Origin of the sequence: Ruegeria arenilitoris (genome assembly GCF_013032855.1) — a bacterium.
GTDB classification, from domain to species: Bacteria; Pseudomonadota; Alphaproteobacteria; order Rhodobacterales; family Rhodobacteraceae; genus Ruegeria; species Ruegeria arenilitoris.
Genome location: NZ_WQDA01000005.1, coordinates 164,635 through 186,101, shown reverse-complemented (window position 1 = coordinate 186,101; position 21,467 = coordinate 164,635). Strand labels below are relative to the sequence as shown.

Annotated in this window: 24 protein-coding genes; 14 read left to right on the top strand and 10 right to left on the bottom strand. The window is 61.8% G+C overall.

From position 1 onward, the window contains the following. Window positions 1-34: 34 nt before the first annotated feature. The 8 genes from GOW72_RS16450 (at window position 35) to GOW72_RS16415 (ending at window position 5,465) form a co-directional block, all read left to right on the top strand. Window positions 35-970, top strand: a complete 936-nt coding sequence (locus GOW72_RS16450) for an aspartate carbamoyltransferase catalytic subunit (RefSeq protein WP_170367586.1) — start codon at window positions 35-37, stop codon at window positions 968-970. Beyond that, window positions 967-1,485 (top strand): hypothetical protein, encoded by a 519-nt coding sequence (locus GOW72_RS16445; RefSeq protein ID WP_170367585.1) that lies wholly within the window; start codon window positions 967-969, stop codon window positions 1,483-1,485. Before GOW72_RS16450 ends, GOW72_RS16445 begins: the two co-directional genes overlap by 4 nt. Continuing rightward, a complete protein-coding gene (locus tag GOW72_RS16440; RefSeq protein WP_342355395.1) occupies window positions 1,470-1,856 on the top strand; it encodes a hypothetical protein in 387 nt (128 codons plus the stop codon). Before GOW72_RS16445 ends, GOW72_RS16440 begins: the two co-directional genes overlap by 16 nt. Next, entirely contained in the window at window positions 1,853-3,133 is a 1,281-nt protein-coding gene (gene pyrC / locus GOW72_RS16435) for a dihydroorotase (protein ID WP_170367584.1), read from the top strand. Before GOW72_RS16440 ends, pyrC begins: the two co-directional genes overlap by 4 nt. Continuing rightward, on the top strand, window positions 3,133-3,738 hold the full coding sequence (gene plsY / locus GOW72_RS16430) for a glycerol-3-phosphate 1-O-acyltransferase PlsY (protein WP_170360019.1): 606 nt from the start codon (window positions 3,133-3,135) through the stop codon (window positions 3,736-3,738). Before pyrC ends, plsY begins: the two co-directional genes overlap by 1 nt. Further along, window positions 3,735-4,004 (top strand): hypothetical protein, encoded by a 270-nt coding sequence (locus tag GOW72_RS16425; protein ID WP_170367583.1) that lies wholly within the window; start codon window positions 3,735-3,737, stop codon window positions 4,002-4,004. The genes plsY and GOW72_RS16425 overlap by 4 nt, the downstream gene beginning before the upstream one ends. Window positions 4,005-4,201: 197 nt before the next feature. Further along, window positions 4,202-4,675 (top strand): YHS domain-containing (seleno)protein, encoded by a 474-nt coding sequence (locus GOW72_RS16420; protein ID WP_093963550.1) that lies wholly within the window; start codon window positions 4,202-4,204, stop codon window positions 4,673-4,675. A gap of 256 nt (window positions 4,676-4,931) precedes the next feature. After that, window positions 4,932-5,465 (top strand): outer membrane protein, encoded by a 534-nt coding sequence (locus GOW72_RS16415; protein ID WP_093963551.1) that lies wholly within the window; start codon window positions 4,932-4,934, stop codon window positions 5,463-5,465. A 48-nt stretch (window positions 5,466-5,513) separates the two neighbouring features. Here GOW72_RS16415 and GOW72_RS16410 read toward each other — a convergent pair whose 3' ends face one another. Next, window positions 5,514-6,497 (bottom strand): quinone oxidoreductase family protein, encoded by a 984-nt coding sequence (locus GOW72_RS16410; protein WP_093963552.1) that lies wholly within the window; start codon window positions 6,495-6,497, stop codon window positions 5,514-5,516. Window positions 6,498-6,689: 192 nt separating this feature from the next. On the opposite strand from GOW72_RS16410, the gene GOW72_RS16405 reads away from it, so the two are divergent. Continuing rightward, a complete protein-coding gene (locus GOW72_RS16405; protein ID WP_170367582.1) occupies window positions 6,690-7,547 on the top strand; it encodes a DUF2189 domain-containing protein in 858 nt (285 codons plus the stop codon). 35 nt (window positions 7,548-7,582) lie between these two features. On the opposite strand, the gene GOW72_RS16400 is transcribed toward GOW72_RS16405, so the two are convergent. Together GOW72_RS16400 and GOW72_RS16395 are read right to left on the bottom strand one after the other, a co-directional pair. Continuing rightward, on the bottom strand, window positions 7,583-8,569 hold the full coding sequence (locus tag GOW72_RS16400; protein ID WP_170367581.1) for an NAD(P)H-quinone oxidoreductase: 987 nt from the start codon (window positions 8,567-8,569) through the stop codon (window positions 7,583-7,585). A 64-nt stretch (window positions 8,570-8,633) separates the two neighbouring features. Then, a complete protein-coding gene (locus GOW72_RS16395; RefSeq protein WP_170367580.1) occupies window positions 8,634-9,326 on the bottom strand; it encodes a COQ9 family protein in 693 nt (230 codons plus the stop codon). Window positions 9,327-9,437: 111 nt separating this feature from the next. On the opposite strand from GOW72_RS16395, the gene rpsU reads away from it, so the two are divergent. Both rpsU and GOW72_RS16385 read left to right on the top strand, forming a co-directional pair. Continuing rightward, window positions 9,438-9,644: a 30S ribosomal protein S21 gene (gene rpsU, locus GOW72_RS16390; RefSeq protein WP_005614280.1), complete on the top strand. Its 207-nt coding sequence runs from the start codon at window positions 9,438-9,440 to the stop codon at window positions 9,642-9,644. A 308-nt stretch (window positions 9,645-9,952) separates the two neighbouring features. Further along, a complete protein-coding gene (locus GOW72_RS16385) occupies window positions 9,953-11,029 on the top strand; it encodes a CAP domain-containing protein (protein WP_170367579.1) in 1,077 nt (358 codons plus the stop codon). Between the two features lie 46 nt (window positions 11,030-11,075). Here GOW72_RS16385 and ppk2 read toward each other — a convergent pair whose 3' ends face one another. Beyond that, window positions 11,076-11,993: a polyphosphate kinase 2 gene (gene ppk2, locus GOW72_RS16380; RefSeq protein WP_170360005.1), complete on the bottom strand. Its 918-nt coding sequence runs from the start codon at window positions 11,991-11,993 to the stop codon at window positions 11,076-11,078. A 150-nt stretch (window positions 11,994-12,143) separates the two neighbouring features. Further along, window positions 12,144-12,602, bottom strand: coding sequence for an Lrp/AsnC family transcriptional regulator (locus tag GOW72_RS16375; RefSeq protein WP_093963556.1), 459 nt, complete (start codon window positions 12,600-12,602; stop codon window positions 12,144-12,146). A 135-nt stretch (window positions 12,603-12,737) separates the two neighbouring features. Here GOW72_RS16375 and ald point away from each other — a divergent pair, with 135 nt between their 5' ends. Continuing rightward, the gene (ald, locus tag GOW72_RS16370) at window positions 12,738-13,856 is read left to right on the top strand and encodes an alanine dehydrogenase (protein WP_170367578.1); all 1,119 of its coding nucleotides are present in this window, start codon (window positions 12,738-12,740) and stop codon (window positions 13,854-13,856) included. 88 nt (window positions 13,857-13,944) lie between these two features. Here the strand turns inward: ald and GOW72_RS16365 are convergent, their stop codons facing one another. Next, complete coding sequence (locus tag GOW72_RS16365; protein WP_170367577.1) at window positions 13,945-14,751, bottom strand: mechanosensitive ion channel family protein; 807 nt, start codon at window positions 14,749-14,751, stop codon at window positions 13,945-13,947. 214 nt (window positions 14,752-14,965) lie between these two features. Between GOW72_RS16365 and GOW72_RS16360 the strand changes: the two genes are divergently transcribed. Beyond that, complete coding sequence (locus GOW72_RS16360) at window positions 14,966-15,664, top strand: glutathione S-transferase family protein (RefSeq protein WP_170367576.1); 699 nt, start codon at window positions 14,966-14,968, stop codon at window positions 15,662-15,664. 48 nt (window positions 15,665-15,712) lie between these two features. Here the strand turns inward: GOW72_RS16360 and GOW72_RS16355 are convergent, their stop codons facing one another. Both GOW72_RS16355 and GOW72_RS16350 read right to left on the bottom strand, forming a co-directional pair. Beyond that, entirely contained in the window at window positions 15,713-16,162 is a 450-nt protein-coding gene (locus GOW72_RS16355) for a YtoQ family protein (RefSeq protein ID WP_093963775.1), read from the bottom strand. An 89-nt stretch (window positions 16,163-16,251) separates the two neighbouring features. Beyond that, entirely contained in the window at window positions 16,252-16,884 is a 633-nt protein-coding gene (locus tag GOW72_RS16350; protein ID WP_170359999.1) for a class I SAM-dependent methyltransferase, read from the bottom strand. 84 nt (window positions 16,885-16,968) lie between these two features. Between GOW72_RS16350 and GOW72_RS16345 the strand changes: the two genes are divergently transcribed. Next, entirely contained in the window at window positions 16,969-17,853 is an 885-nt protein-coding gene (locus GOW72_RS16345) for a LysR family transcriptional regulator (protein WP_170367575.1), read from the top strand. Window positions 17,854-17,899: 46 nt separating this feature from the next. On the opposite strand, the gene pheT is transcribed toward GOW72_RS16345, so the two are convergent. Continuing rightward, a complete protein-coding gene (gene pheT / locus GOW72_RS16340; RefSeq protein ID WP_170367574.1) occupies window positions 17,900-20,296 on the bottom strand; it encodes a phenylalanine--tRNA ligase subunit beta in 2,397 nt (798 codons plus the stop codon). Window positions 20,297-20,370: 74 nt separating this feature from the next. Further along, window positions 20,371-21,444 carry a phenylalanine--tRNA ligase subunit alpha gene (gene pheS / locus GOW72_RS16335; protein ID WP_093963563.1) on the bottom strand — a complete coding sequence of 358 codons (1,074 nt, stop codon included), beginning with the start codon at window positions 21,442-21,444 and terminating at the stop codon, window positions 20,371-20,373. Window positions 21,445-21,467: the final 23 nt, after the last annotated feature.

Genomic DNA, 21,467 nt, shown 5'->3' with positions numbered 1-21,467 from the left:
TAAGCGGCGCGACTGTCAGACAGGAGCCCGGCCCATGCGTTTCGCCCATCGTCACCTACTTGGCATCGAGCATCTGTCCCAATCCGACATCACCGCCATTCTGGACCTGGCCGAAAAATACGTCGATCTGAACCGGCAATCGGCCAAGCACTCGGACGTTCTGGCGGGGCTGACCCAGATCAACATGTTCTTCGAGAACTCGACCCGCACGCAGGCCAGTTTCGAATTGGCGGGCAAGCGGCTGGGTGCGGATGTGATGAACATGGCGATGCAGGCCAGTTCGATCAAAAAGGGCGAGACCCTGATCGACACGGCGATGACGCTGAACGCCATGCATCCCGACCTGCTGGTAGTGCGGCATCCGCATTCGGGCGCGGTAGACCTGCTGGCGCAGAAGGTCAACTGCGCGGTGCTGAACGCCGGCGACGGGCGGCACGAGCACCCCACGCAGGCGCTGCTGGATGCGCTGACCATCCGGCGTGCCAAGGGGCGGCTGCACCGGTTGAACGTGGCGATCTGCGGGGATGTGGCCCATTCCCGCGTGGCGCGGTCAAACCTGATCCTGCTGGGCAAGATGGAAAACCGCATCCGCCTGATCGGCCCGCCGACGCTGGTGCCTGCGCAATTCGCCGAATTCGGGGCCGAGATCTATGACGACATGACCGAGGGCCTGCGCGACGTGGACGTGGTGATGATGCTGCGCCTTCAGAAAGAGCGGATGGATGGCGGGTTCATCCCGTCGGAACGGGAATACTACCACCGCTATGGCCTGGACGCCGCCAAGCTGGCGCTGGCCAAGCCGGACGCCATCGTGATGCATCCCGGCCCGATGAACCGCGGGGTCGAGATCGACGGCACGCTGGCTGACGACATCAACCGCTCGGTCATCCAGGAGCAGGTCGAGATGGGCGTCGCCGTGCGCATGGCCGCGATGGAACTGCTGGCCCGCAACCTGAAGGAGGAGGCATGAGCGATCTGGACATCTCGACTGGCGAGCGCGGCGTGATCCGCCTGTTCGCGCTGGACATGCGCCCCGAAGAGGCGAAGTTCCTGCGCGAGCCCGGCGCGGCAGACCAGATCCTTGGCGTCACTGGGCTGGACCCCGAGCAGATCGACGTGTTTCCGGTGTCCGACCTCGAGGACCTGGGCCTCTACGGCTATCTCAGCGAGGGCTGCGGCGTGTCCGAGGACCAGCTGGACCGGGCCAAACTGGAGTCGGTCGACGGCTGGGTTTTGGTGCTGCGCAGCGCGGCCCTGAGCGCGCGCGCGGCCACGCTGAGCCCCGACCCGCGCCTGCGCCTGATAGGCCTTTACACCGAAGAGGCCACGAACTGGAGCGGTGGCGCCATCGAGACCGAAAGCGCCCGACCTTACTCGGCCGCGCAAAATCCAGTTTCGAGCGAGCAACCCCGCCGGACGGGATCGGCCTTGCTTGCCTTGATCATCCTGTTGGTCATCGGAGGTGCTCTGTGGCTGATCCTGTGACCTTTGCGCCGGACAAGGGCGCCTATGTCCGTACCAACGCCTGGTTGGCCGTGGGCGCGATGGCGGGGGCGATGCTCGTGCTGTGGCTGATCGGAAATCCCTATGTCTGGACCGGCGCCCCGGCCGGTTTGGCGGCGGTGGGCGTCCGGGCGTGGTACCTGGCCTCGGAGGAACTGGTGGCCAACTGGCAGATGACCGACACCACCCTGACCGGACCCGGCGGGCGCAGCGTGCCGCTGAACCAGATCGCGGCCGTGAATATCATGGGCAGCTTCGTGCAGATCGTCACCAAAGGCGGCGACAAGCACCTGATCAAGTACCGGGCCGACCCGGCCGCCACCAAAGCCGCGATTGAAAGGGCAATGGCATGACCAACCTGATCTTCACCAACGCCCGCCTGATCGACCCCGAAGCCGGATCCGACGCCCTGGGCTGGCTGCATGTGGCCGACGGGCGCATCTTGGCCAGCGGCGACGGTCCGGCGCCCGAGGCGGACGCGCAGGTGATTGATTGCGGCGGTCAGTGTCTGGCCCCCGGCATCGTCGATATCGGCGTCAAGGTCTGCGAGCCGGGCGAGCGACACAAGGAAAGCTACAAATCCGCGGGCCTTGCCGCCGCGGCCGGAGGCGTGACCACAATGGTCACCCGCCCCGACACCCTGCCTGCGATCGACACGCCGGAAACGCTCGAGTTCGTCACCCGACGCGCGCAGGCCGACACGCCCGTCAACGTGCTGACCATGGCCGCTCTGACCAAGGGCCGCGACGGGCGCGAGATGACCGAGATCGGGTTTCTGATGGATGCGGGCGCGGTGGCTTTTACAGACTGCGACCATGTGGTGACGGACACCAAGGTATTTTCCCGCGCGCTGACCTATGCCCGGGCCTGCGGCGCGCTTGTCATCGCCCACCCACAGGACCCGGGGCTGAGCCATGGCGCAGCGGCCACCAGCGGTAAGTTCGCCGCCCTGCGCGGTCTGCCCGCCGTTTCGCCCATGGCCGAGCGCATGGGGCTGGACCGCGACATCGCCTTGCTGGAAATGACCGGCGCGGCCTATCACGCCGATCAGATCACCACGGCCCGCGCCCTGCCCGCACTGGAACGGGCCAAGCGCAACGGGCTGGACATCACCGCCGGCACCTCGATCCACCACCTGACGCTGAACGAGCTGGACGTGGCCGACTATCGCACCTTCTTCAAGGTCAAGCCGCCGCTGCGCTCCGAGGACGACCGGAAGGCGGTTATCGAGGCCGTTCGGTCCGGCCTGATCGACACGATCAGTTCGATGCACACGCCGCAGGACGAGGAAAGCAAACGCCTCCCGTTCGAAGAGGCGGCCTCGGGCGCGGTGGCGCTGGAAACCCTGCTGCCGGCCGCACTGCGCCTGTATCATGCCGATCAACTAGACCTGCCGACCCTGTTCCGGGCCATGACACTGAATCCGGCGAAACGACTGGGGCTGGACTGCGGCCGCCTGAGCGCGGGCGCCCCGGCCGATCTGGTTCTGTTCGACCCGGATGTGCCCTTCGTGCTGGACCGGTTCACGCTGAAATCGAAATCGCAGAACACCCCGTTTGACGGACAGCGGATGCAGGGTAAGGTCGCCGCAACCTACGTTGCAGGCAAAGAAATTTTCCGGAGATCCTGATGCCCGTTTTCGACAGCTCGACGACCCAACTGATTATCTGGGCCGCGATCGGATACCTGATGGGGTCGGTACCTTATGGCATGATCGTTGCGCGGGTTATGGGACTGGGCAACCTGCGCCAGATCGGGTCCGGCAATATTGGTGCCACCAACGTGTTGCGCACCGGCAGCAAGGCGGCGGCGGCACTGACTCTTCTGTTCGACGCCGGCAAAGGCGTGGTCGCGGTCCTGCTGGCCCGGGCACTGGCCGGCGACGATGCCGCCCAGGTCGCGGCGCTGGCGGCTTTTGTCGGCCATTGCTACCCGGTCTGGCTGAGCTTCAAGGGCGGCAAGGGCGTGGCAACTTTCCTGGGCCTGTGGCTGGCGCTGGACTGGCGGGTGGGCGTTGCGTGCTGTCTGACATGGCTGGTCGCTGCTGCGATCTGGCGGATCTCGTCCCTCGGCGCGCTGGCCGCGGCAGCCCTGTCGACAACATGGGTGATGATCCTGACGGACGGGTCGACCTTTTTGCTGGGCGTCGTTCTGACGCTGCTGATTTACTGGCGCCACCGCGAAAATCTGGCCCGCATCAAGGCGGGAACAGAGCCCAAGATCGGGAAATCGTGACCGCGCCGGCCGACTTTTTGGACTCATTCTTTGCCTTGCCGGCGGGTTCGTTCACCGGAACCGCAAACGGTCGAAGCTATTCGGTCACGCGGCTGGCGATGGCCGGCGGCAAATCGCACAAGCTGGTCGCCCATGAACGGGGTGGCGCGGAATACATCAGTATGAACCTGTACCTGACGGATCAAAGCGGCGCTTTGCTGCGCCCCTGCGAGATGCCTGCCGCCAAGGTCGTACGCTTTGTTCTGGCCCTGGTACCCGACAGCTGAACCGCAGACCGATCTGCGCTTGCGAACAGACCGCCTGGTATTTCTGCACATTCACGTTTGATTGCTTTGAACGTGATCGCCGCCTTTCCCACCTGAGTTTTCGTGACGCTCAATTACCGGGTGCACGAAACGCAATTTCGGTGCTGAAACGCCCGCGCTTGGACATGCCGGGCAGCCCGATCACGAAAGGTGGAACCATGAACAAGATCAAATCCCTGTTGGGCGGCGTTGCGCTGTCTGTGGCAATCGCAAGCTCGGCCCTGGCGGCCGGGGTAGAAATCAACGCCTCGTCGACCGGTTTGGCGATGCAGGGTTACGACCCGGTGGCGTATTTCACTGAAGGCGAGCCGACCAAAGGCAGCTACAAGATCACGGCGTTGCACAACGATGCGCTGTACCGTTTTGCCACCGAAGAGAACAAGGCCGCGTTCGAAGCCAATCCCGAGGCCTACCTGCCGGCCTACGGCGGCTACTGCGCCTTCGGAGCGGCCATGGGGTTCAAGTTTGACGGCGATCCGACCTACTGGAAGATCGTGGACAACAAGTTGTACCTGAACCTGTCGGAAGACATCCAGCAGCGTTGGGAAGGCGACATCCCCGGCTTCATCGAGAAAGCCAGCGTCAACTGGGAAACGATCGCCGACAAGGATCCGGCCGAACTGCAGCAATAATCTGCTGAATTGGCGGTAAGGATCGGCGGCAGAATGCTTCTGCCGCCGATCGTGATTTGAAGCCCCACGACCCCGAACCTATCTGATCAGAACAACACTCCAAAAGGGCGGCCGGGCGCCGACCTTGCGGAAATCCGGGTCGGAATAACAGCGAAAAACCAATGATCCGGTCCACCGACCGGAACGTAATGATCAATACAAACCTTCAGGCCAACCAAAGGCCGAGGCAGATAACTTCCAACGAAAGGATAGCAAGATGACGAGCAAACTGGCACTTTTGACCACCGTCGCAACTTTTGCAGCCGGCACCGCCATGGCGCAGTCCTCGGGCGATTGGACCGGGTTCTATGCGGGTGCGCAGGTCGGCTACGCGGATATCGGCACCAGCCTGTCCGGTGTGGACGGAGACGGCGCCATCGGCGGTCTGATCCTTGGTTACGACTATGATCTGGGCGACTGGGTCGTTGGCGGCGGCTTTGACTATGACTGGTCTGATGTCGACCTTTCGGGTGCCGCAACGGTCGAAGACGTCTGGCGGCTGAAAGCCCGCGCCGGCTACAAGGTCAACCCGCAGGGGCTGCTGTATGGTGTCGCCGGTTACGCGGATGCGGGAACCGATACGCTTGGCAGCGACGATGGATGGTTCATCGGCGCAGGCTATGAACAGATCGTCGCGCCGAATGTCAGCATCGCGGGCGAGCTGCTGTACCACGAGTTCGACAATTTCAACTCGACCGGTGTCGACGTGGATGCAACCACGTTCCAGATCCGGGCGGCATACCGCTTCTGATCCCTTGCGCAGAATCGAACGGGCCCGGCACGGCGTGCCGGGCCTTTTTCATGGCACCAGGATCGTGCTTCCGGTTGTCTGCCGCGCCTCCAGTGCGCGGTGCGCCTCGGCAACCTGATCCAGTTCGAAGCGTTGATCGATGTGAATCTTGACCTCGGCGCCCGCCACCTTGCCGAACAGCCGCCGGGCCATGGCCTGACACACGGAATGGTCCGCGATATGGGTGAACAGCGTCGGCCGGGTGATCTTCAACGACCCTTTCTGCCCAAGAATGCCGATGTTGAACGGTGGCACGGGTCCAGACGCATTGCCGAAGGAAATCATCATCCCCAATGGCTTGAGGCAGTCCAGCGAGCCTTCGAACGTATCGGCACCGACAGAGTCCATGACCGCATCGACCCCTTTGCCGCCGGTAATCTCGGCCACGCGGGACGCAAAATCCTCGGTCCGGTAGTTGATGCAGTGTGTGGCGCCGTTGAACTGGGCCAGACGGCACTTGTCATCGGTCCCGGCCGTGCCGATCAGCTTGATGCCTTCGGATTTGGCCCACTGGCACGCGATCAGGCCGACACCCCCGGCGGCGGCATGGAACAGAACCGTATCACCACGTTTCAGCGGCGTGGTGCGGTGAAACAAGTATTCAACCGTCAAGCCCTTGAGCATCATGGCCGCCGCGGTCTCGAATGAGATTCCGCCGGGCAAGGGACACACCTGCGACGCGGGCATCACCCGCGCTTCGCAATAGGCACCGGCCGGCACCGCTGCATAGGCCGCCCGCTGGCCCGGTTTCAGATGCGTCACGCCTTCGCCGACCGCCTCGATCACCCCGGCGGCTTCCATTCCCAGCGCGTGCGGCAGTTCCATCGGATACAGACCGGTCCGCTGGTAGACATCAATAAAATTCAGACCGCAGGCGTGATGGCGGATCCGAACTTCACCCGGTCCCGGGTCTCCCAACGGTCTATCCTCGATCTTCAGCACCTCGGGGCCGCCGGTTTCGTGAATGACTACGGTACGCGCCGTTTTCTGCATGCTGACCTCCTTTTGCCTGGATCCAAGCTATCACTTCGGCGCCGCAGGGCAATCCGGCGATCTCGCAAGGGTGAACCAGGATTGGAAAAAACTGTGGTACACTAGGGTCAGGCGTTGCCGGGTCATCCGGCCACGGGCAACTTTTCGCCGGATGCATCCTGCGGCGCACCTGCGCCAAGGAAAGGGATGACAATGGCAAAGACAATCGGAAACCCGATCAGTTGGACCGCGCAGCAACTCGGCGCGACCAGCGATCACATCGCTGAAAACGTAACGGGCATCGGCAGCGCTGACACCCAGCATCTGCCGACGGTACAAACGCTGACGTTGCAAGACTTGCGAGAGTGCCTGCGCGCCGGATACGAAGACTTTCTGGCGATCCGGGCCGATGCCATTTTCATCGTTCTGATCTACCCGATCGCGGGGCTTTTGATGTTCGGATTCGCGATGCAAGCCAACATGGTGCCACTTCTGGCTCCTCTGGTGGCCGGGTTTGCGCTGATCGGTCCGGTCGCTGCACTGGGCTTGTATGAGATCAGCCGCAAGCGGGAACAGGGGCACGAGGTTCACTGGCTGGACGCGTTGGGTGTTTTTCGATCCCCCTCGTTCGGCGCCATACTGGCACTGGCCTTTTACCTTGTCATGCTGTTGCTGGTCTGGCTGATGGTGGCACACGGCATCTATATCGAAACACTGGGTCCGCAGCCGCCAGAGACGCTGGGCCAATTTCTGACACGGGCTCTGACCACCGGCCCCGGCTGGACCATGATCATCGTCGGATCGGCGGTTGGATTTCTGTTTGCTCTGGTGGCCTTGGCCGTCAGCGTTGTCAGCTTCCCGTTGCTGCTTGACCGCAAGGTCGGCCTGCCTGTGGCCGTGGTCACCTCGGTCCGTGTACTGCGGCACAATCCGACCGTGATCCTGACCTGGGGTTTCATCGTCGCCGCGCTGCTGGTTATTGGTGCGATCCCGCTGCTTTTGGGCCTGATCGTCGCAATGCCTGTCTTGGGGCACGCGACATGGCACTTGTATAGACGCGCCATCGCCTGAGCAAAGCGCGGGGCAACCCCCGCGCGCTGACAGGCCTAGCCTGATACCTTCAAAACGATCTTGCCAATGTGACCGGAGCTTTCCATGCGGGCATGCGCAGCGCCGGCATCGGCCAGATCAAATTCGCTGTCCATGACCGGGGCAACTTTTCCAGCCTCAAGCAGCGGCCAGACCGCCTCATGCAGATCCTGCGCGATGCGTGCTTTGGCCAAATCGCTCTGTGGCCGTAGCGTGCTGCCGGTCAGGGTCAGGCGTTTGACCATCATCAGCGCAAAGTTCAACTCAACGACGGGCCCTTGCAGAAACGCGATCTGAACCAGCCTGCCATCTTCGGCCAACGCCTTGACGTTGCGAGGGATGTAATCGCCGCCAACCATGTCGAGAATCAGATCCGCCCCACCTTCGGCCCGCATGGCAGCAACAAAATCCTCGGACTTGTAGTTGATCGCCCTCTCGGCCCCCAGATCCAGACAGGCCCGGCATTTCTCGTCCGAACCGGCCGTCACGAAGACCCGGGCTCCGAAAGCGTTGGCCAGTTGAATGGCCGTGGTGCCGATCCCGCTCGATCCCCCATGTACAAGGAACCGTTCGCCAGCCTTCAGCCCACCACGAGTGAACACGTTTGACCAGACCGTAAAGAAGGTTTCGGGCAGGCAGGCGGCCTGCTTCAGGCTCAGGCCCGAGGGCACAGGCAGGCAGTGTGCCGCCGGTGTCGCCACGTATTCTGCATACCCGCCGCCAGGCAACAACGCACAGACCTGATCCCCCAGTGCCAACCCCGAGACCCCGGAGCCGATGGCCACCACCTCGCCCGAAGCCTCAAGCCCAGGAAGGTCGCTGGCCCCCGGCGGCGGATCATAGGCCCCTGCCCGCTGCAGAGCGTCCGGGCGGTTGACGCCGGCATAGGCCACTTTCAGAACCACCTGACCGTGACCGGGCTCGGGCATGGGGCGTTCCGTCAGCTTGAGAACGTCCGGACCTCCGGGCGTGGTGATCTCAATGGCGCGCATCATCTGGGGCATTGGCAAAACTCCTTTGCGCAATGGGTATCAGGCGAATCGGGAAAGGCCCAGCAGCAACAGGCGGTTACTTGCGCGGGTTCAGAAGACCCGGCAGATCGGCTCGCATCCTGACTGGCGCTCGGACCTGACTTGCCAGCCAGTTGGGAACCGCAAGGAACGGTTTCAACAGCGGATTGTTGTTCACCTGCGCCTTGAGCTTCTCGAACTGCATCACATCCGCAATGCGGCGATCCAGGAATTCCCATGTCCGCTGGTGGTCCGGGCTGTCATCGCCCAACCAGAACAACAGCGTCGAGGAATACACACCCGACAGTGTTGCGCGTTTGGTGTACCAGTTGACATCATCCGAAGTGTCGCCCAGCGCATCCCAGATCAAGTCACAGGTGCCCCAGACCGCTTTGGCGCCATCTGCTGCATATGACGGCAACGAAAACAAAGTCACACCTCGTCGCACCGCCTCCCTGTCGGGGACAGCCTGCAGGCGGAAGCGCACTGCGGCGGCAATCCTGTCGCGGAACTTCAGATCGCTCAGGTCCTCGGACTTCAGCCGTTCAAGCATCTCGGCGTCCCCGCGGGCGTGAAATGCGAGCGCCAAATCCACGGCGCCCCGCGGGCAGATGACACGGGCCAGACCTTCGTCCAGATCGCAGTCGGCAATGGCCGCGCGAAAGCTCTCTTCGGACCAACCATCAAAAGGAACATGGGTCAGAATTGCGTCCAGCAATTGCTGTTTTGCATCTTCATAGGTCACGGTCATGGCGGTCCTCCGACTGTTGGGCCCAGTACTAGACAAGTTAGGTCCGCTTTGCTATACGGCCAACTCCTGCAATTTCCTTGCAACTCTATCTAGAAAGGTGGTGACAACCACATGCAGGTTAGTGTTCGCGACAACAATGTCGATCAGGCGCTTCGTGCCCTGAAGAAAAAGCTGCAGCGCGAAGGCGTGTTCCGTGAAATGAAGCTGAAGCAACATTTCGAGAAACCGTCCGAGAAAAAAGCGCGCGAGAAAGCTGAAGCGATCCGCCGTGCCCGTAAACTGGCACGCAAGAAAGCCCAGCGCGAAGGTCTGCTCTAAGATCTTCCTCGTCCAGCTTTGGATGACACTATTTGACGACCCCCGAGGCATCGCCCGGGGGTTTGTCGTTTCTGGGGAACAAATCCCCGGTGTGCCTGCAAATCCAAGCCCGAAAACTGACGCCGTCTGGCATCACTCAGCAAGTTGCCGCACATGAATCAGCAAGTTTTGGTGGCAATTCGCCGTCCGATTCCACCCGGCAGATTTGTGACTTTTCTACGCCAAATTCTCGCCACTAATGTCACCTCAAAATAACGCAATCCAATGGAGGCAGAATCGCGTCAGTCGCAAGTTCACTTGAAAGGCAAATGCTGGAGCTCATAAATGCCGAGCGCGCCAGCCGAGGCCTGCAGCCCGTCCAGCTGGAACTGAGGCTGAACGACGCCGCTGAGGATCACAGCCAATGGATGCTGGACGTAGACAAGTTCAGCCACACGGGTGTCGGCAAGTCCCAGCCGTGGGATCGGATGGAAGATGCCGGCTTTGTGTTTTCAGGCAGCTGGCGTGCGACCGAAAACATAGCATGGCAAAGTGTCCGCGGTGCCCCAGGTCTGGCCGATGACGTCCAGAACCTGCACGACAGCCTAATGAACAGCCCCGGCCACAAGGCCAACATACTCGATCCGAACGTGGCCGTGATCGGGATCGGGATCGAGACCGGGAAATACCTGCATAACGGCGTGAATTACGACGCCATCATGGTCACGCAGAACTTCGCGCGGACTTCGGCGGCGGTCCAACTGGATACCGGCGGTTCCGGCGGCGGAGGAACTCCGTTGCCATCCCCCGCCCCGGCCCCAACACCCGCCGGCCCTGTGGAGATTTTTGTCAAACCCGGAAAGAAAGGGAATGCCGAAGACAACTGGTTTACCCTGGAAGTCGGGAAAGCCGGGCGACTGGACGGGCGCGGCGGCGATGACACTCTGACCGGGCAAAGTGGTCGAGATACCCTTCTGGGGCGGTCCGGGGATGACACTCTGCGCGGCGAAGGCGGCCGTGACAGGCTGTTCGGCGGACAGGGCAATGATACTCTGGAAGGCGGCGATGATCGCGATATCCTGAAAGGTCAGGCCGGCGACGATACGATGTTGGGTGGCACGGGTGACGACGTTCTACGTGGCGGCAGCGGAACCAACATCATGACCGGCGGCACCGGCGCAGATGACTTTTTCTTCAGCAACGGTATCAACCGCGTTACCGATTTCGAAGACGGCGACCAGGTTGTCCTGCGCAGCAGCGCCGCCATCAAGAGCTACAAGGATCTGATGAACAACCATATCTCTCAGTCAGGCAACGATGTGGTGATCGACGATGGCAAAGGCCACATGGTGATCCTCGAGGATACCTTGCTGGCTGATCTCGACCGCGACTCATTCATCTTCTGAGGCAGTTGCGGCCGAAAAAAGTGCCCCGATTCTGGGGCACTTTCTTTCAATAAATCTTGGGCACGTACAATTCGTCCGGCAGAACCCGCCGTTCATACTCGGGATTGTATTTCCGATCCGGCAGAGTGACCTTTTCGTGGGGCACCTCTTCGTACGGAATCTTGGTCAGAATATGCTCCATGCAGTTCAACCTTTCCCGCTTTTTGTCGTTGCCTTCGACAATGTACCAGGGGGCCTCGGGAATGTTGGTTCGGAACAGCATATCTTCCTTGGCCTTGGTATAGTCTTCCCAGCGGATCCGCGATTCCAGGTCCATCGGTGACAGTTTCCACTGCTTCATCGGATCGTGGATTCGCATCAGAAAGCGCAGTTGCTGTTCTTCGTCCGTGATCGAGAACCAGTATTTCAGCAAGATGATCCCCGACCGAACCAACATGCGCTCGAATTCGGGAACGTCCTGAAAGAACTGCTCGACCTGGGCCTCGGTGGCGAAGCCCATCACCCGTTCAACGCCCGCCCGGTTGTACCACGACCGGTCGAACAGAACGATCTCACCCGCCGCCGGCAAATGCGGCACATAGCGTTGAAAATACCACTGGCTCTGCTCGCGCCGGCTGGGGGCCGGCAAAGCAACGACACGTGCAACCCGCGGGTCCAGCCGTTGGGTGATCCGCTTGATTACCCCGCCCTTTCCAGCGCTGTCGCGCCCTTCGAACAGGATGCAAACCTTGGCGCCGGTATGCTGCACCCAGTCCTGAACCTTGATCAGTTCGGCCTGCAGGCGCAACAGGTTGCGGAAATAGACCTTGCGATCCAGCATTTCAGGATGCTGTTCGCGATAGATCTTGCGGACCTCCATCGACAGCATGGGTTCACTGAACTCGATCTCAAAATCCTCGTCCAGTGTGTCCTGCAACTCGGCTTCCAGCCAATCGTCGACTGTGTTCTCATAGTCTTCAGCCAAGGGCCTGCTCCTTATCTTTCAACAGTCTCGGACCATATCGGGTACGTGTAACCGGCCAATGTCATGCCGACCTTCTTCCCGCCCCGAAGGCCAATATTGAACCGGCTCAACGGCAGATACAACCGCATCGGCAAGACTGCCGCACCAGGGTCAAACAGGCAGTGCGGTCGTCTTGAAAACGGTCCGCAGGGCGAACGAGCTTTGCATTTGCGCAACTCCGGGCAGGCGCGACAGATACTGGCGGTGGATGCGCGCAAAATCCTCGGTGTTTTCGGCGACCACCTTCAGAACATAATCCGCCGACCCGGCCATCAGGTGACACTCCAGAACGTCCGGAATGCGCCGGACCGCCCGCTCGAAAGCCTCCAGCACCTCCTCGGCCTGACCCTGCAAGGTGATCTCGACAAATACGGTTGTCGGCACCCCCAGTTTGCGCGCATTCAACAGCGCGACATAATCCCGGATATAGCCTTCCGCCTCAAGCCGCTGAACCCGGCGATGGCAGGCCGACGGTGACAGGTTGACCTGCTCGGACAGTTCCGCGTTCGACATACGCCCCTTGCGCTGAAGGGCCGCCAGAATCTTTCGGTCAGTCGCATCAAGTGACATTCACGCACATCCGTTGCAAGATTTTCTCATTTCATCGAAAAATTTCCCACATATTAGCGCAGTTGCGCACCGAGTTTCACAGAAATTGCACCGCTTTCTGCACATAATTTGTGCAGTTTATGAATGGAGAGCCCCATGAAAATCGGATGCCCAAAGGAAATCAAACCGCAGGAATTCCGCGTAGGCATGACCCCCAACGCCGCGCAGGAAGCGGTTGCCCGTGGTCACGAGGTCATCATCGAAACCGGCGCCGGGCTGGGTTCAGGATTTGACAACGACGCCTATGTCGCCGCAGGCGCGCGCATCGTGGACACCGCGGAAGAGGTGTTCGCGACCGCCGACATGATAGTCAAGGTCAAGGAACCGCAAGCGGTCGAGCGCAAGATGCTGCGCAAAGGCCAGCTGCTGTTCACCTACCTGCACCTTGCGCCCGACCCTGAGCAAACCCACGATCTGCTGGCCTCGGGCTGCACGGCGATCGCCTATGAAACGGTAACTGATTCCAACGGTGGTCTGCCGCTGCTTGCCCCGATGTCCGAAGTCGCAGGTCGTCTGGCCCCGCAAGTGGGTTCGTGGACCCTGCAAAAAGCCAATGGCGGGCGCGGCGTTCTGATGGGCGGCGTCCCCGGTGTGGGCCCGGCCAAGGTTGTCGTGATCGGTGGCGGCGTCGTCGGCACGCATGCGGCTCAGGTGGCGGCGGGCATGGGCGCTGATGTGACCGTTCTGGACCGTTCGCTGCCGCGCCTTCGTTATCTGGACGACGTCTTCGGTGGCCGGTTCAAGAACCAGTACTCGACCGCCGGTGCTACGGCCGAGCTGATCCAGTCGGCGGATATGGTGATCGGGGCCGTTCTGATCCCGGGCGCGGCCGCCCCGAAACTGATCACCCGCGAGCAATTGTCGACCATGAAGCCGGGCGCCGTGCTTGTCGACGTTGCCATCGACCAGGGCGGCTGCTTCGAAACCTCCAAGGCAACGACACACGCGGATCCGATCTATGAGGTGGATGGCATCATGCACTACTGCGTGGCCAATATGCCGGGTGCGGTGGCACGGACCTCGACCATCGCGCTGGGGAACGCAACAATGCCGTTCATGCTGGCGCTGGCCGACAAGGGCTGGAAGCAGGCGTGCCAGGACGATCCCCACCTTCTGGCGGGCCTCAACGTGCACGCCGGCCAGTTGACATACTATGCTGTAGGCAAGGCACTGGGGATCGACGTGGTTTCGCCCGCAATGGTCGTCAAGGCCTGATCGAAACGCAACAGCGCCGCGCATCTGCGCGGCGCTTGGCCCAACCGAAGAAGGGCATTTCCAATGCCCGACGGACGGGCGGGAGCATTCAGCCCTCTTTGTGGATTTCCACCGAGTGCGGGTAGGGAATCGAAATGCCCTTGCTGTCAAACGCTTCCTTGACGGCCTTGGTCAGATCAAACTTGACGTCCCAATAGTCGGCGGCCGCGCACCACAACCGCGCGGTCAGGTCTACCGAGCTGTCTCCCAAGTTGGTCACACGCACCCAGGGCTCGGGGTCCGAGTGTATGCGCTTGTCCGCCTTGGCCACATCCAGAATGATCTTCATGGCCGCATCCGCACTGTCGCCATAGTCGATCCCGAACACCAGATCGACACGCCGCGTGTCGTGGGCCGAGTAGTTGGTGATAATCGACCCCCAGGCCTGACCATTGGGAACGATGATCTGCACATTATCGGGCGTGACCAGTTCGGTCGTGAACAGGTTCAGGTCCTTCACCGTGCCGGCTGTCCCACCGATATCCACGAACTGACCCAGCTTGTATGGCCGGAAAACCACCAGCATCACACCTGCGGCTAGATCGCTGAGCGTGCCCTGCAGCGCAAGGCCGATGGCCAGCGAAGCGGCACCCAGAATGGCAACGATACTCGTCGCTTCGATTCCGAAGATGCCAAGCACAGCAACCAGGACAATGGCCAGGATCACCCATTTGACGGTGCTGGCAACGAAATTCCCCAAAGTCGGATCGATTTGCGGGGTCGAATTAATTCGGCGGCGAACGATCCCTGCGATCATGCCAGCGGCTATCCAGCCGACAACAAGAACGATCAGGGCTTTGACCGCGCTCATGATCAATGGGGCAAATGCCCCTACCTGCGTCACGACCTCATCCACGGGCGTCTCCTTTCCAACAGCAACAAACCCGCGACTTTTGCGCGGGGTTTCCTCAACATTGGGCGATAAAACCGCACAGGTCTAGGTTTGAAATGTCCCGGATTTCCCCGCTGTGCTTCAGCAAACAGTCGCTGCCCGGGGTTGCACAGACCGCCATCTAACAATCCGCCCCTGAGTGCCTAGCTTGCAATAGTACCCGAACAAGGAGCTTGCCATGCTGGACACCGCCACCTTCCCGATCATGACCAAATGGCCCCCGCATTCGCCGGAGCGGATCCAACTCTATTCCTTCCCGACGCCGAACGGCGTGAAGGTGTCCATCATGCTCGAAGAAACAGGCCTGCCCTACGAGGCGCACAAGGTCACCCTGTCAGACGCTGACGTCAAAAGCCCCGAGTTTCTGTCGCTGAACCCAAACAACAAGATTCCGGCGATCATCGATCCTGACGGCCCGGACGGACAGCCCTTGGCGCTGTTCGAAAGTGGTGCGATCCTGCTTTACCTGGCCGAGAAAACCGGCAAGTTCCTCGGCCAGAACATGGCCGACAAGTATCGGATCACGCAATGGCTGATTTTCCAGATGGGCGGCGTGGGTCCGATGTTCGGGCAGCTGGGTTACTTCCACAAGTTCGCCGGCAGCGCGATCGAAGACCCGCGCCCGCGCGAGCGGTATATCAACGAGGCCAAACGGCTGCTGAATGTCGTCGAGACCCAGTTGCACGGGCAGGACTGGATCGCCGGTGAGTACTCAATTGCCGATATCGCTTTGGCCCCGTGGCTGCGCGGCCTTGATTTCTACGGCGCCAAAGAGTTGGTCGGCTGGGACGATCATCGCAACACCATCGCCTATCTGAACCGGTTCCTGGACCGGCCCGCGGTTCAAAAGGGTCTGGTCACGCCTCCGCGCGGGTAAGGGATCACGCCGTCGCCGCCTGGCAAGCGGCGTTGGCATTCCGTTCCATCAACCGGGCAGTTTCCCGGTCAGCACATAGCGCAGAATCTCGACCACCTGGCGGGGCTCCTCGGCCACCGCCAACGCGGCGGTATCGACCTCTTTCAGCGCATGCTGATGCTCGGGACCGTGCAGCACGATGATCGACTTGCCCAGGGCCGCGGCATAGCCCGCGTCGAAGGCCGCATTCCACTGCTTGTACTTGTCCCCGAATCGCACCACGACGACGTCGGCATCGGCGATCCCCTTGCGGGTACGGATCGCGTTGACCATCGCACCTTTGTGGTCGTGCCAATACTTGTTCGGCTCGGCCCCCAGAATGGCGACGCCGCAATCGTCGCTGGCCGCATGATCGGTCACCGGGCTGTTGAACGTGACGTCCAGCCCTTGCGCGCCTTCGATGATCTGTTCGCGCCAATCCGTGTGGATCTCGCCCGACAGGTAGACATTCAAACCCATTGCAGCCTCCGCCTTTTGCTTCTGGCCCTGTTTACTGTCCAAACCCGCAAAGCCCAATGCGGAAGTTGCCTGCCGATGCGGCGCTGGCGTCACAGCTTGCGGGCCACCAGATAGCGCGAGGGCGGTTTTGCCGGGAAGTTCCCGCTTTCGATAATCTCGAACCCGGCCTTTTCAATGGCGGTTTCCAGCGTCTTGATGTCGAATTGACTGACGAATGGCGCCTTGCCCAAAAGCTGCATGATCGGCAGCAGCAGCTTGAGCAAGCCGAACTTGAACCCCAATCCACCCTGGGCAAGACAGGGCGTTTTTGAAATGAACAGACCGCCGGGTTTCAACACCTCATGAACCCCGGCCAGCGTCGCCTCCAGATCCCGGATCAGGTGCAGCAGATTGAACGCCATCACCACATCATAGGCCCAATTCGGGGGGCGGTTCGCGTCGGCCTCGACAAAGACGACGTTTTCGATCTGCTCCTCTTGTGCCAACCTGCGGCCCACGGCCAACATGCCCGGAGAGACATCGCTCGCCGTGATCGTATCCGCATGGCCGGACAGCCGCAGCGCGGTGCGCCCGGTTCCGCAGCCCAGTTCCAGCACCTGGTCGGTTGGCTTCAAATAGGACACCGTGCGTTGCAACGTGTGCTCGTAGGACTCGATGTCCCGGATCGGGGATTTCGCGTATTTCTCGGCGATTCCGTCCCAGAATTTGGCTGTGGCGGTCATGTCGGCTCTCCTTTGAGCGCAAGCTAGTGATACGCGTTTCAAAGGTGAATTGCCGAAATTCGCAGAATCCTTATACATTCTTGCATGGATGATCCGCGCAAATTCGACTGGAACCATATCCGCGCCTTTCTGGCCACGGCCGAGACCGGCTCGCTTTCGGCGGCGGCACGACGGTTGGACCAGACACAACCGACCCTCAGCCGCCAGATCGCCGCGCTTGAATCCGATCTGGGCGTGATGCTGTTCGAACGGATCGGACGGACACTTCAGATCACCACCGCCGGGATCGAGCTGTTGGAGCACACCCGGACCATGGGCGCCGCCGCAGATCGCATTGCGCTGGCCGCGTCCGGTCAGGCGCAGTCGATCGAGGGGCAGGTGCGGATCACCGCAAGCGACGTGATGTCGGCCTATATCCTGCCGGATCTGCTGCGCGAGATCCGCGCGCAGGCTCCGAAACTGCGGATCGACGTGATCGCCGCGAACGACATTCGCGATCTGATGCGGCGCGAGGCGGATATCGCCATCCGCCATGTCCGCCCCGACCAGCCCGACCTGATCGCAAAACTGGTGCAGGAGGCTGACGGGCATTTCTATGCCGCCACCGCCTACCTAAACCGCGCTGGACGCCCCAAGTCCCTGTCGGACCTGTCCCGGCACGAGTTCATCAGTTTCGGCGACACCGCGCAGATGATCGCCTATTTCGAACCGATCGGCCTGCGCCTGACCGAAGAAAACTTCCGCCTGGGGTCGCAGAACGGCATCGTCTCGTGGGAGTTTGCCCGGCAGGGCTTTGGCATCGCGCCCATGTCCGAGCCGGTGGGCGATGCTACACCGGGAATGGAGCGCGTCCTTCCCGACATGGAGCCGCTGCGGTTCCCGATCTGGCTGACCACCCACCGCGAGCTGCATACCAGCCGGCGCATTCGGCTAGTCTTTGACCTGCTGGCAGAGTTCTTCGCAAAATGAAACACGCGCACCATCGGCGCGCGTGTCTCTTCGGGTTAGAGCCGCTTCAACCGCGCAGAACGCCGCCGGTGGCCTTGGTGACCTTGGCGATGATCTTTTCCGCCACCGCCTCGATGTCTTTTTCCTTCAGCGTGCTGTCGGTCGGCTGCAGACGCACGGTGATGGCCAGAGATTTCTTGCCCTCACCCAGGCTGCCGCCGATGAATTCGTCGAATACGCGCACCTCTTCGATCAGCGCCTTGTCTGCTCCGGCGGCGGCATTCACCAGCGTCAGCGCCTCGACATCGGCATCGACGACAAAGGCAAAGTCACGCTCGACCGCCTGCAGGTCGCGCAGTTCCAGCGCCGAGCGGGTGGTGCCGGATTTGCGCGGCAGCGGCACCTCGTCCGGCCAGATGGTGAAGGCCACGGCCGGGCCCTTGATGTCCAACTGCTGCAGCACGCGCGGATGCAGTTCGCCGAACACGCCCAGCATTTTTTTTGGGCCCAGGCAGATCTTGCCGTGACGGCCCGGATGCCACCAGGCGTCGCCATCGCGCAGGATCTGCACTTTGGCGGGGGCACCTATGGCGGCCAGCACGGCCTCCGCATCGGCCTTGGCGTCAAACACGTCGACCGCGCGGGCGGCGCCGTGCACATCCTTTTGTCCGGTCCGCCCGACCAGAAGGCCTGCGATCTGGGTGCGTTGCTCGCCGGGTTCCCCGTCATGAAAGACCGGGCCGACCTCGAACAGAGCTAGATCGGCAAAGCCGCGCGCCTGGTTGCGCGCCGCGGCCTGCAACAGGCCGGGCAACAGGTCGGGGCGCATGTGGCTCATCTCGGACGAGATCGGGTTTTCCAGCATCGTCGCGTCATCGCCGCCACCGAACAGCGCGGCCGAAGCCTGATCGATGAAAGTGTAGCTGACGCATTCATTGTACCCCAGCGCCGCGCAGTTGCGCCGCGCCATCGACTGACGCCGCTGGGCCGGGGTCATGACCGGCTTGGGAATACCATCCGTGACACGCGGCAGCGGCTTGCCCTGCAGCTTGGTCAGCGAGGCGATGCGGGCGACCTCCTCGACCAGATCGGCCTCGCCCTGGATGTCGGGGCGCCAACTGGGCACATGGGCCATGTCGCCTTCCAGACGGAAACCCAGCCGGGTCAGGGTCTGGCGCTGCTCGCTTTCGGGGATGTCCATGCCCACCAGCGACTGCACCCGCGCCGCATCCAGCCGATAGGCGCGCGAATGGTCCGGCGCCTTGCCGGCCTCGACCACCTTCGAAACCTCGCCGCCGCAGATGTCCAGGATCATCTGGGTCGCGTGCTCCAGCCCTTCCAGCGTGTATGCCGGATCGACTCCGCGTTCGAACCGGTACCGCGCGTCCGAGTTGATCTTGAGCGCGCGCCCCGCCAGCGCGATCTGGACATGATCCCAGAAGGCGCTTTCCAAAAACACGTTCACCGTGTCCTCGGTACAGCCGGTCTCTTGCCCGCCCATGATGCCGGCGATGGATTCCGGGCCGTTGTCGTCGGAAATCACAATCATGCCGGGCTGCAGCGTGTATTCCTTTTCATCCAGCGCCACCAGTTTCTCACCGCCCTTGGCGCGGTACACCCGCAGGTTGCCTTTGACCTTGTCGGCGTCAAAGACGTGCAGCGGGCGGTTGCTGTCGAAGGTCATGTAGTTGGTGATATCCACCAGGGCCGAGATCGGACGCAGGCCGATCGCCTTCAGCTGATCCTGCAGCCATTGCGGGCTGGGGCCGTTCTTGACGCCGCGGATCAGGCGGCCGGTGAAATGCGGGCAGCCATCCAGCGTGTCGTCGTCGATCGTCACCTTGATCGGGCTTTCGAAATCCCCCGGCACCGGGGCATAGTCGCGCTGCTTCAGCGTGCCCAGACCCCGCGCCGCCAGATCGCGCGCGATGCCTGCAACGCCCAGCGCATCGGGGCGGTTGGGAGTGATGGCGATCTCGATCACCGGGTCGATCTTGGCGGGGTCGTTCTCGGCCAGCCAGTCGACGAACCGCTGGCCCACCTCGCCCGAGGGCAGCTCGATGATGCCGTCATGTTCGTCCGACAGTTCCAGCTCGCGCTCGGACGCCATCATGCCAAAGCTTTCGACGCCGCGGATCTTGCCAACGCTGATCGTCAGATCCAGACCGGGGATATACATGCCCGGCTTGCAGACTACGACGGTGATGCCCTCGCGCGCGTTGGGGGCGCCGCAGATGATCTGCAACTCGCCCTCGTCAGTGTCCACCTTGCAGACGCGCAGCTTGTCTGCATCGGGGTGTTTCTCGGCATGTTTCACATAGCCCAGGGTAAAATCCTTGAGCTTGTCGGCCGGGTTGATGACCTCTTCGACCTCGAGCCCGAGATCGGTCAGCGCCTCGGCGATCTCATCAACCGAGGCGTCGGTGTCCAGGTGGTCTTTCAGCCAGGAGAGGGTGAATTTCATTTCTGTTTTCCTGTCCGGTTAGGCGGGCCAGCCCGCCGAATTCTCTTGGGCAGCAGGGCAAGCCCCACGCTATTTCATCGTGACAAGCCACCATGCAGGTTCGGCATATCCAACGCCGCAAACCCATAGTGCCGCAGCCAGCGCAGGTCGCTGTCAAAGAACGCCCGCAAATCCGGGATGCCGTATTTCAGCATCGCCAGACGATCGATGCCGATGCCGAAGGCAAAGCCCTGATAGACCTCGGGGTCGATCCCGCCGGCGGCGATCACCTTGGGGTGGACCATGCCGCTGCCCAGAATCTCCATCCAGTCGTCGCCCTCGCCGATCTTCAGCTGGCCGCCTTCCCAAGAACAGCGGATATCGACCTCGGCCGAGGGTTCGGTGAACGGGAAATGCGAGGCGCGGAAGCGCAGTTCGACGTCGTCGACCTCGAAGAACGCCTTGACGAATTCCTCCAGCACCCATTTCAGGTTCGCCATCGAGATATCCTTGTCGATGGCCAGGCCTTCGACCTGGTGGAACATCGGCGTGTGGGTCTGGTCATAGTCGGCGCGATAGACACCGCCCGGACAGATCACGCGGATCGGCGCGCCCTGCTTTTCCATCGAGCGGATCTGAACCGGCGAGGTATGGGTGCGCAGCACATGCGGCGGGCGATTGTCGCCCGGCGCGCGGTGCATGTAGAACGTGTCCATCTCGGCCCGCGCGGGGTGGTGGCCGGGGATGTTCAGCGCGTCGAAATTGTACCAATCTGTCTCGATCCGCGGACCTTCGGCGACGGAAAAGCCCAGTTCGGCAAAGATCGCGGTCAGTTCCTCGGTCGCCTGGCTGACCGGGTGAATCGAGCCTTGGCGGCGCGGGCGCGCGGGCAGGGTCACGTCCAGCCACTCGGTCCGCAGACGTTCGTCCAGCGCGGCATCGGCCAATGCGGCCTTCTTGGCGGCCAGCGCCGAATTGATCTCGTCCTTCAGCGCGTTCAGCGCGGGGCCGGCGACCTGGCGTTCCTCGGGCGTCATCTTGCCCAGTTCGCGCATCTTCAGCGCCACTTCGCCCTTTTTGCCCACCGCGGCCACGCGGATCGCTTCCAGCGTGCTTTCGTCGCCTGCGTCAGCGATCTGACCCAGGTATTTTGCCTTAAGATCGTCCATGACGGTCCCCTGAATTCTGTTGC

Coding starts and splice junctions, on each gene's coding strand:
- GOW72_RS16450 (WP_170367586.1), top strand. CDS start 35: ATGCGTTTCGCCCATCGTCACCTACTTGGCATCGAGCATCTGTCCCAA.
- GOW72_RS16445 (WP_170367585.1), top strand. CDS start 967: ATGAGCGATCTGGACATCTCGACTGGCGAGCGCGGCGTGATCCGCCTG.
- pyrC (WP_170367584.1), top strand. CDS start 1,853: ATGACCAACCTGATCTTCACCAACGCCCGCCTGATCGACCCCGAAGCC.
- plsY (WP_170360019.1), top strand. CDS start 3,133: ATGCCCGTTTTCGACAGCTCGACGACCCAACTGATTATCTGGGCCGCG.
- GOW72_RS16420 (WP_093963550.1), top strand. CDS start 4,202: ATGAACAAGATCAAATCCCTGTTGGGCGGCGTTGCGCTGTCTGTGGCA.
- GOW72_RS16415 (WP_093963551.1), top strand. CDS start 4,932: ATGACGAGCAAACTGGCACTTTTGACCACCGTCGCAACTTTTGCAGCC.
- GOW72_RS16410 (WP_093963552.1), bottom strand. CDS start 6,497: ATGCAGAAAACGGCGCGTACCGTAGTCATTCACGAAACCGGCGGCCCC.
- GOW72_RS16405 (WP_170367582.1), top strand. CDS start 6,690: ATGGCAAAGACAATCGGAAACCCGATCAGTTGGACCGCGCAGCAACTC.
- GOW72_RS16400 (WP_170367581.1), bottom strand. CDS start 8,569: ATGCCCCAGATGATGCGCGCCATTGAGATCACCACGCCCGGAGGTCCG.
- GOW72_RS16395 (WP_170367580.1), bottom strand. CDS start 9,326: ATGACCGTGACCTATGAAGATGCAAAACAGCAATTGCTGGACGCAATT.
- rpsU (WP_005614280.1), top strand. CDS start 9,438: ATGCAGGTTAGTGTTCGCGACAACAATGTCGATCAGGCGCTTCGTGCC.
- GOW72_RS16385 (WP_170367579.1), top strand. CDS start 9,953: ATGCTGGAGCTCATAAATGCCGAGCGCGCCAGCCGAGGCCTGCAGCCC.
- GOW72_RS16375 (WP_093963556.1), bottom strand. CDS start 12,602: ATGTCACTTGATGCGACTGACCGAAAGATTCTGGCGGCCCTTCAGCGC.
- ald (WP_170367578.1), top strand. CDS start 12,738: ATGAAAATCGGATGCCCAAAGGAAATCAAACCGCAGGAATTCCGCGTA.
- GOW72_RS16360 (WP_170367576.1), top strand. CDS start 14,966: ATGCTGGACACCGCCACCTTCCCGATCATGACCAAATGGCCCCCGCAT.
- GOW72_RS16355 (WP_093963775.1), bottom strand. CDS start 16,162: ATGGGTTTGAATGTCTACCTGTCGGGCGAGATCCACACGGATTGGCGC.
- GOW72_RS16350 (WP_170359999.1), bottom strand. CDS start 16,884: ATGACCGCCACAGCCAAATTCTGGGACGGAATCGCCGAGAAATACGCG.
- GOW72_RS16345 (WP_170367575.1), top strand. CDS start 16,969: ATGGATGATCCGCGCAAATTCGACTGGAACCATATCCGCGCCTTTCTG.
- pheT (WP_170367574.1), bottom strand. CDS start 20,296: ATGAAATTCACCCTCTCCTGGCTGAAAGACCACCTGGACACCGACGCC.
- pheS (WP_093963563.1), bottom strand. CDS start 21,444: ATGGACGATCTTAAGGCAAAATACCTGGGTCAGATCGCTGACGCAGGC.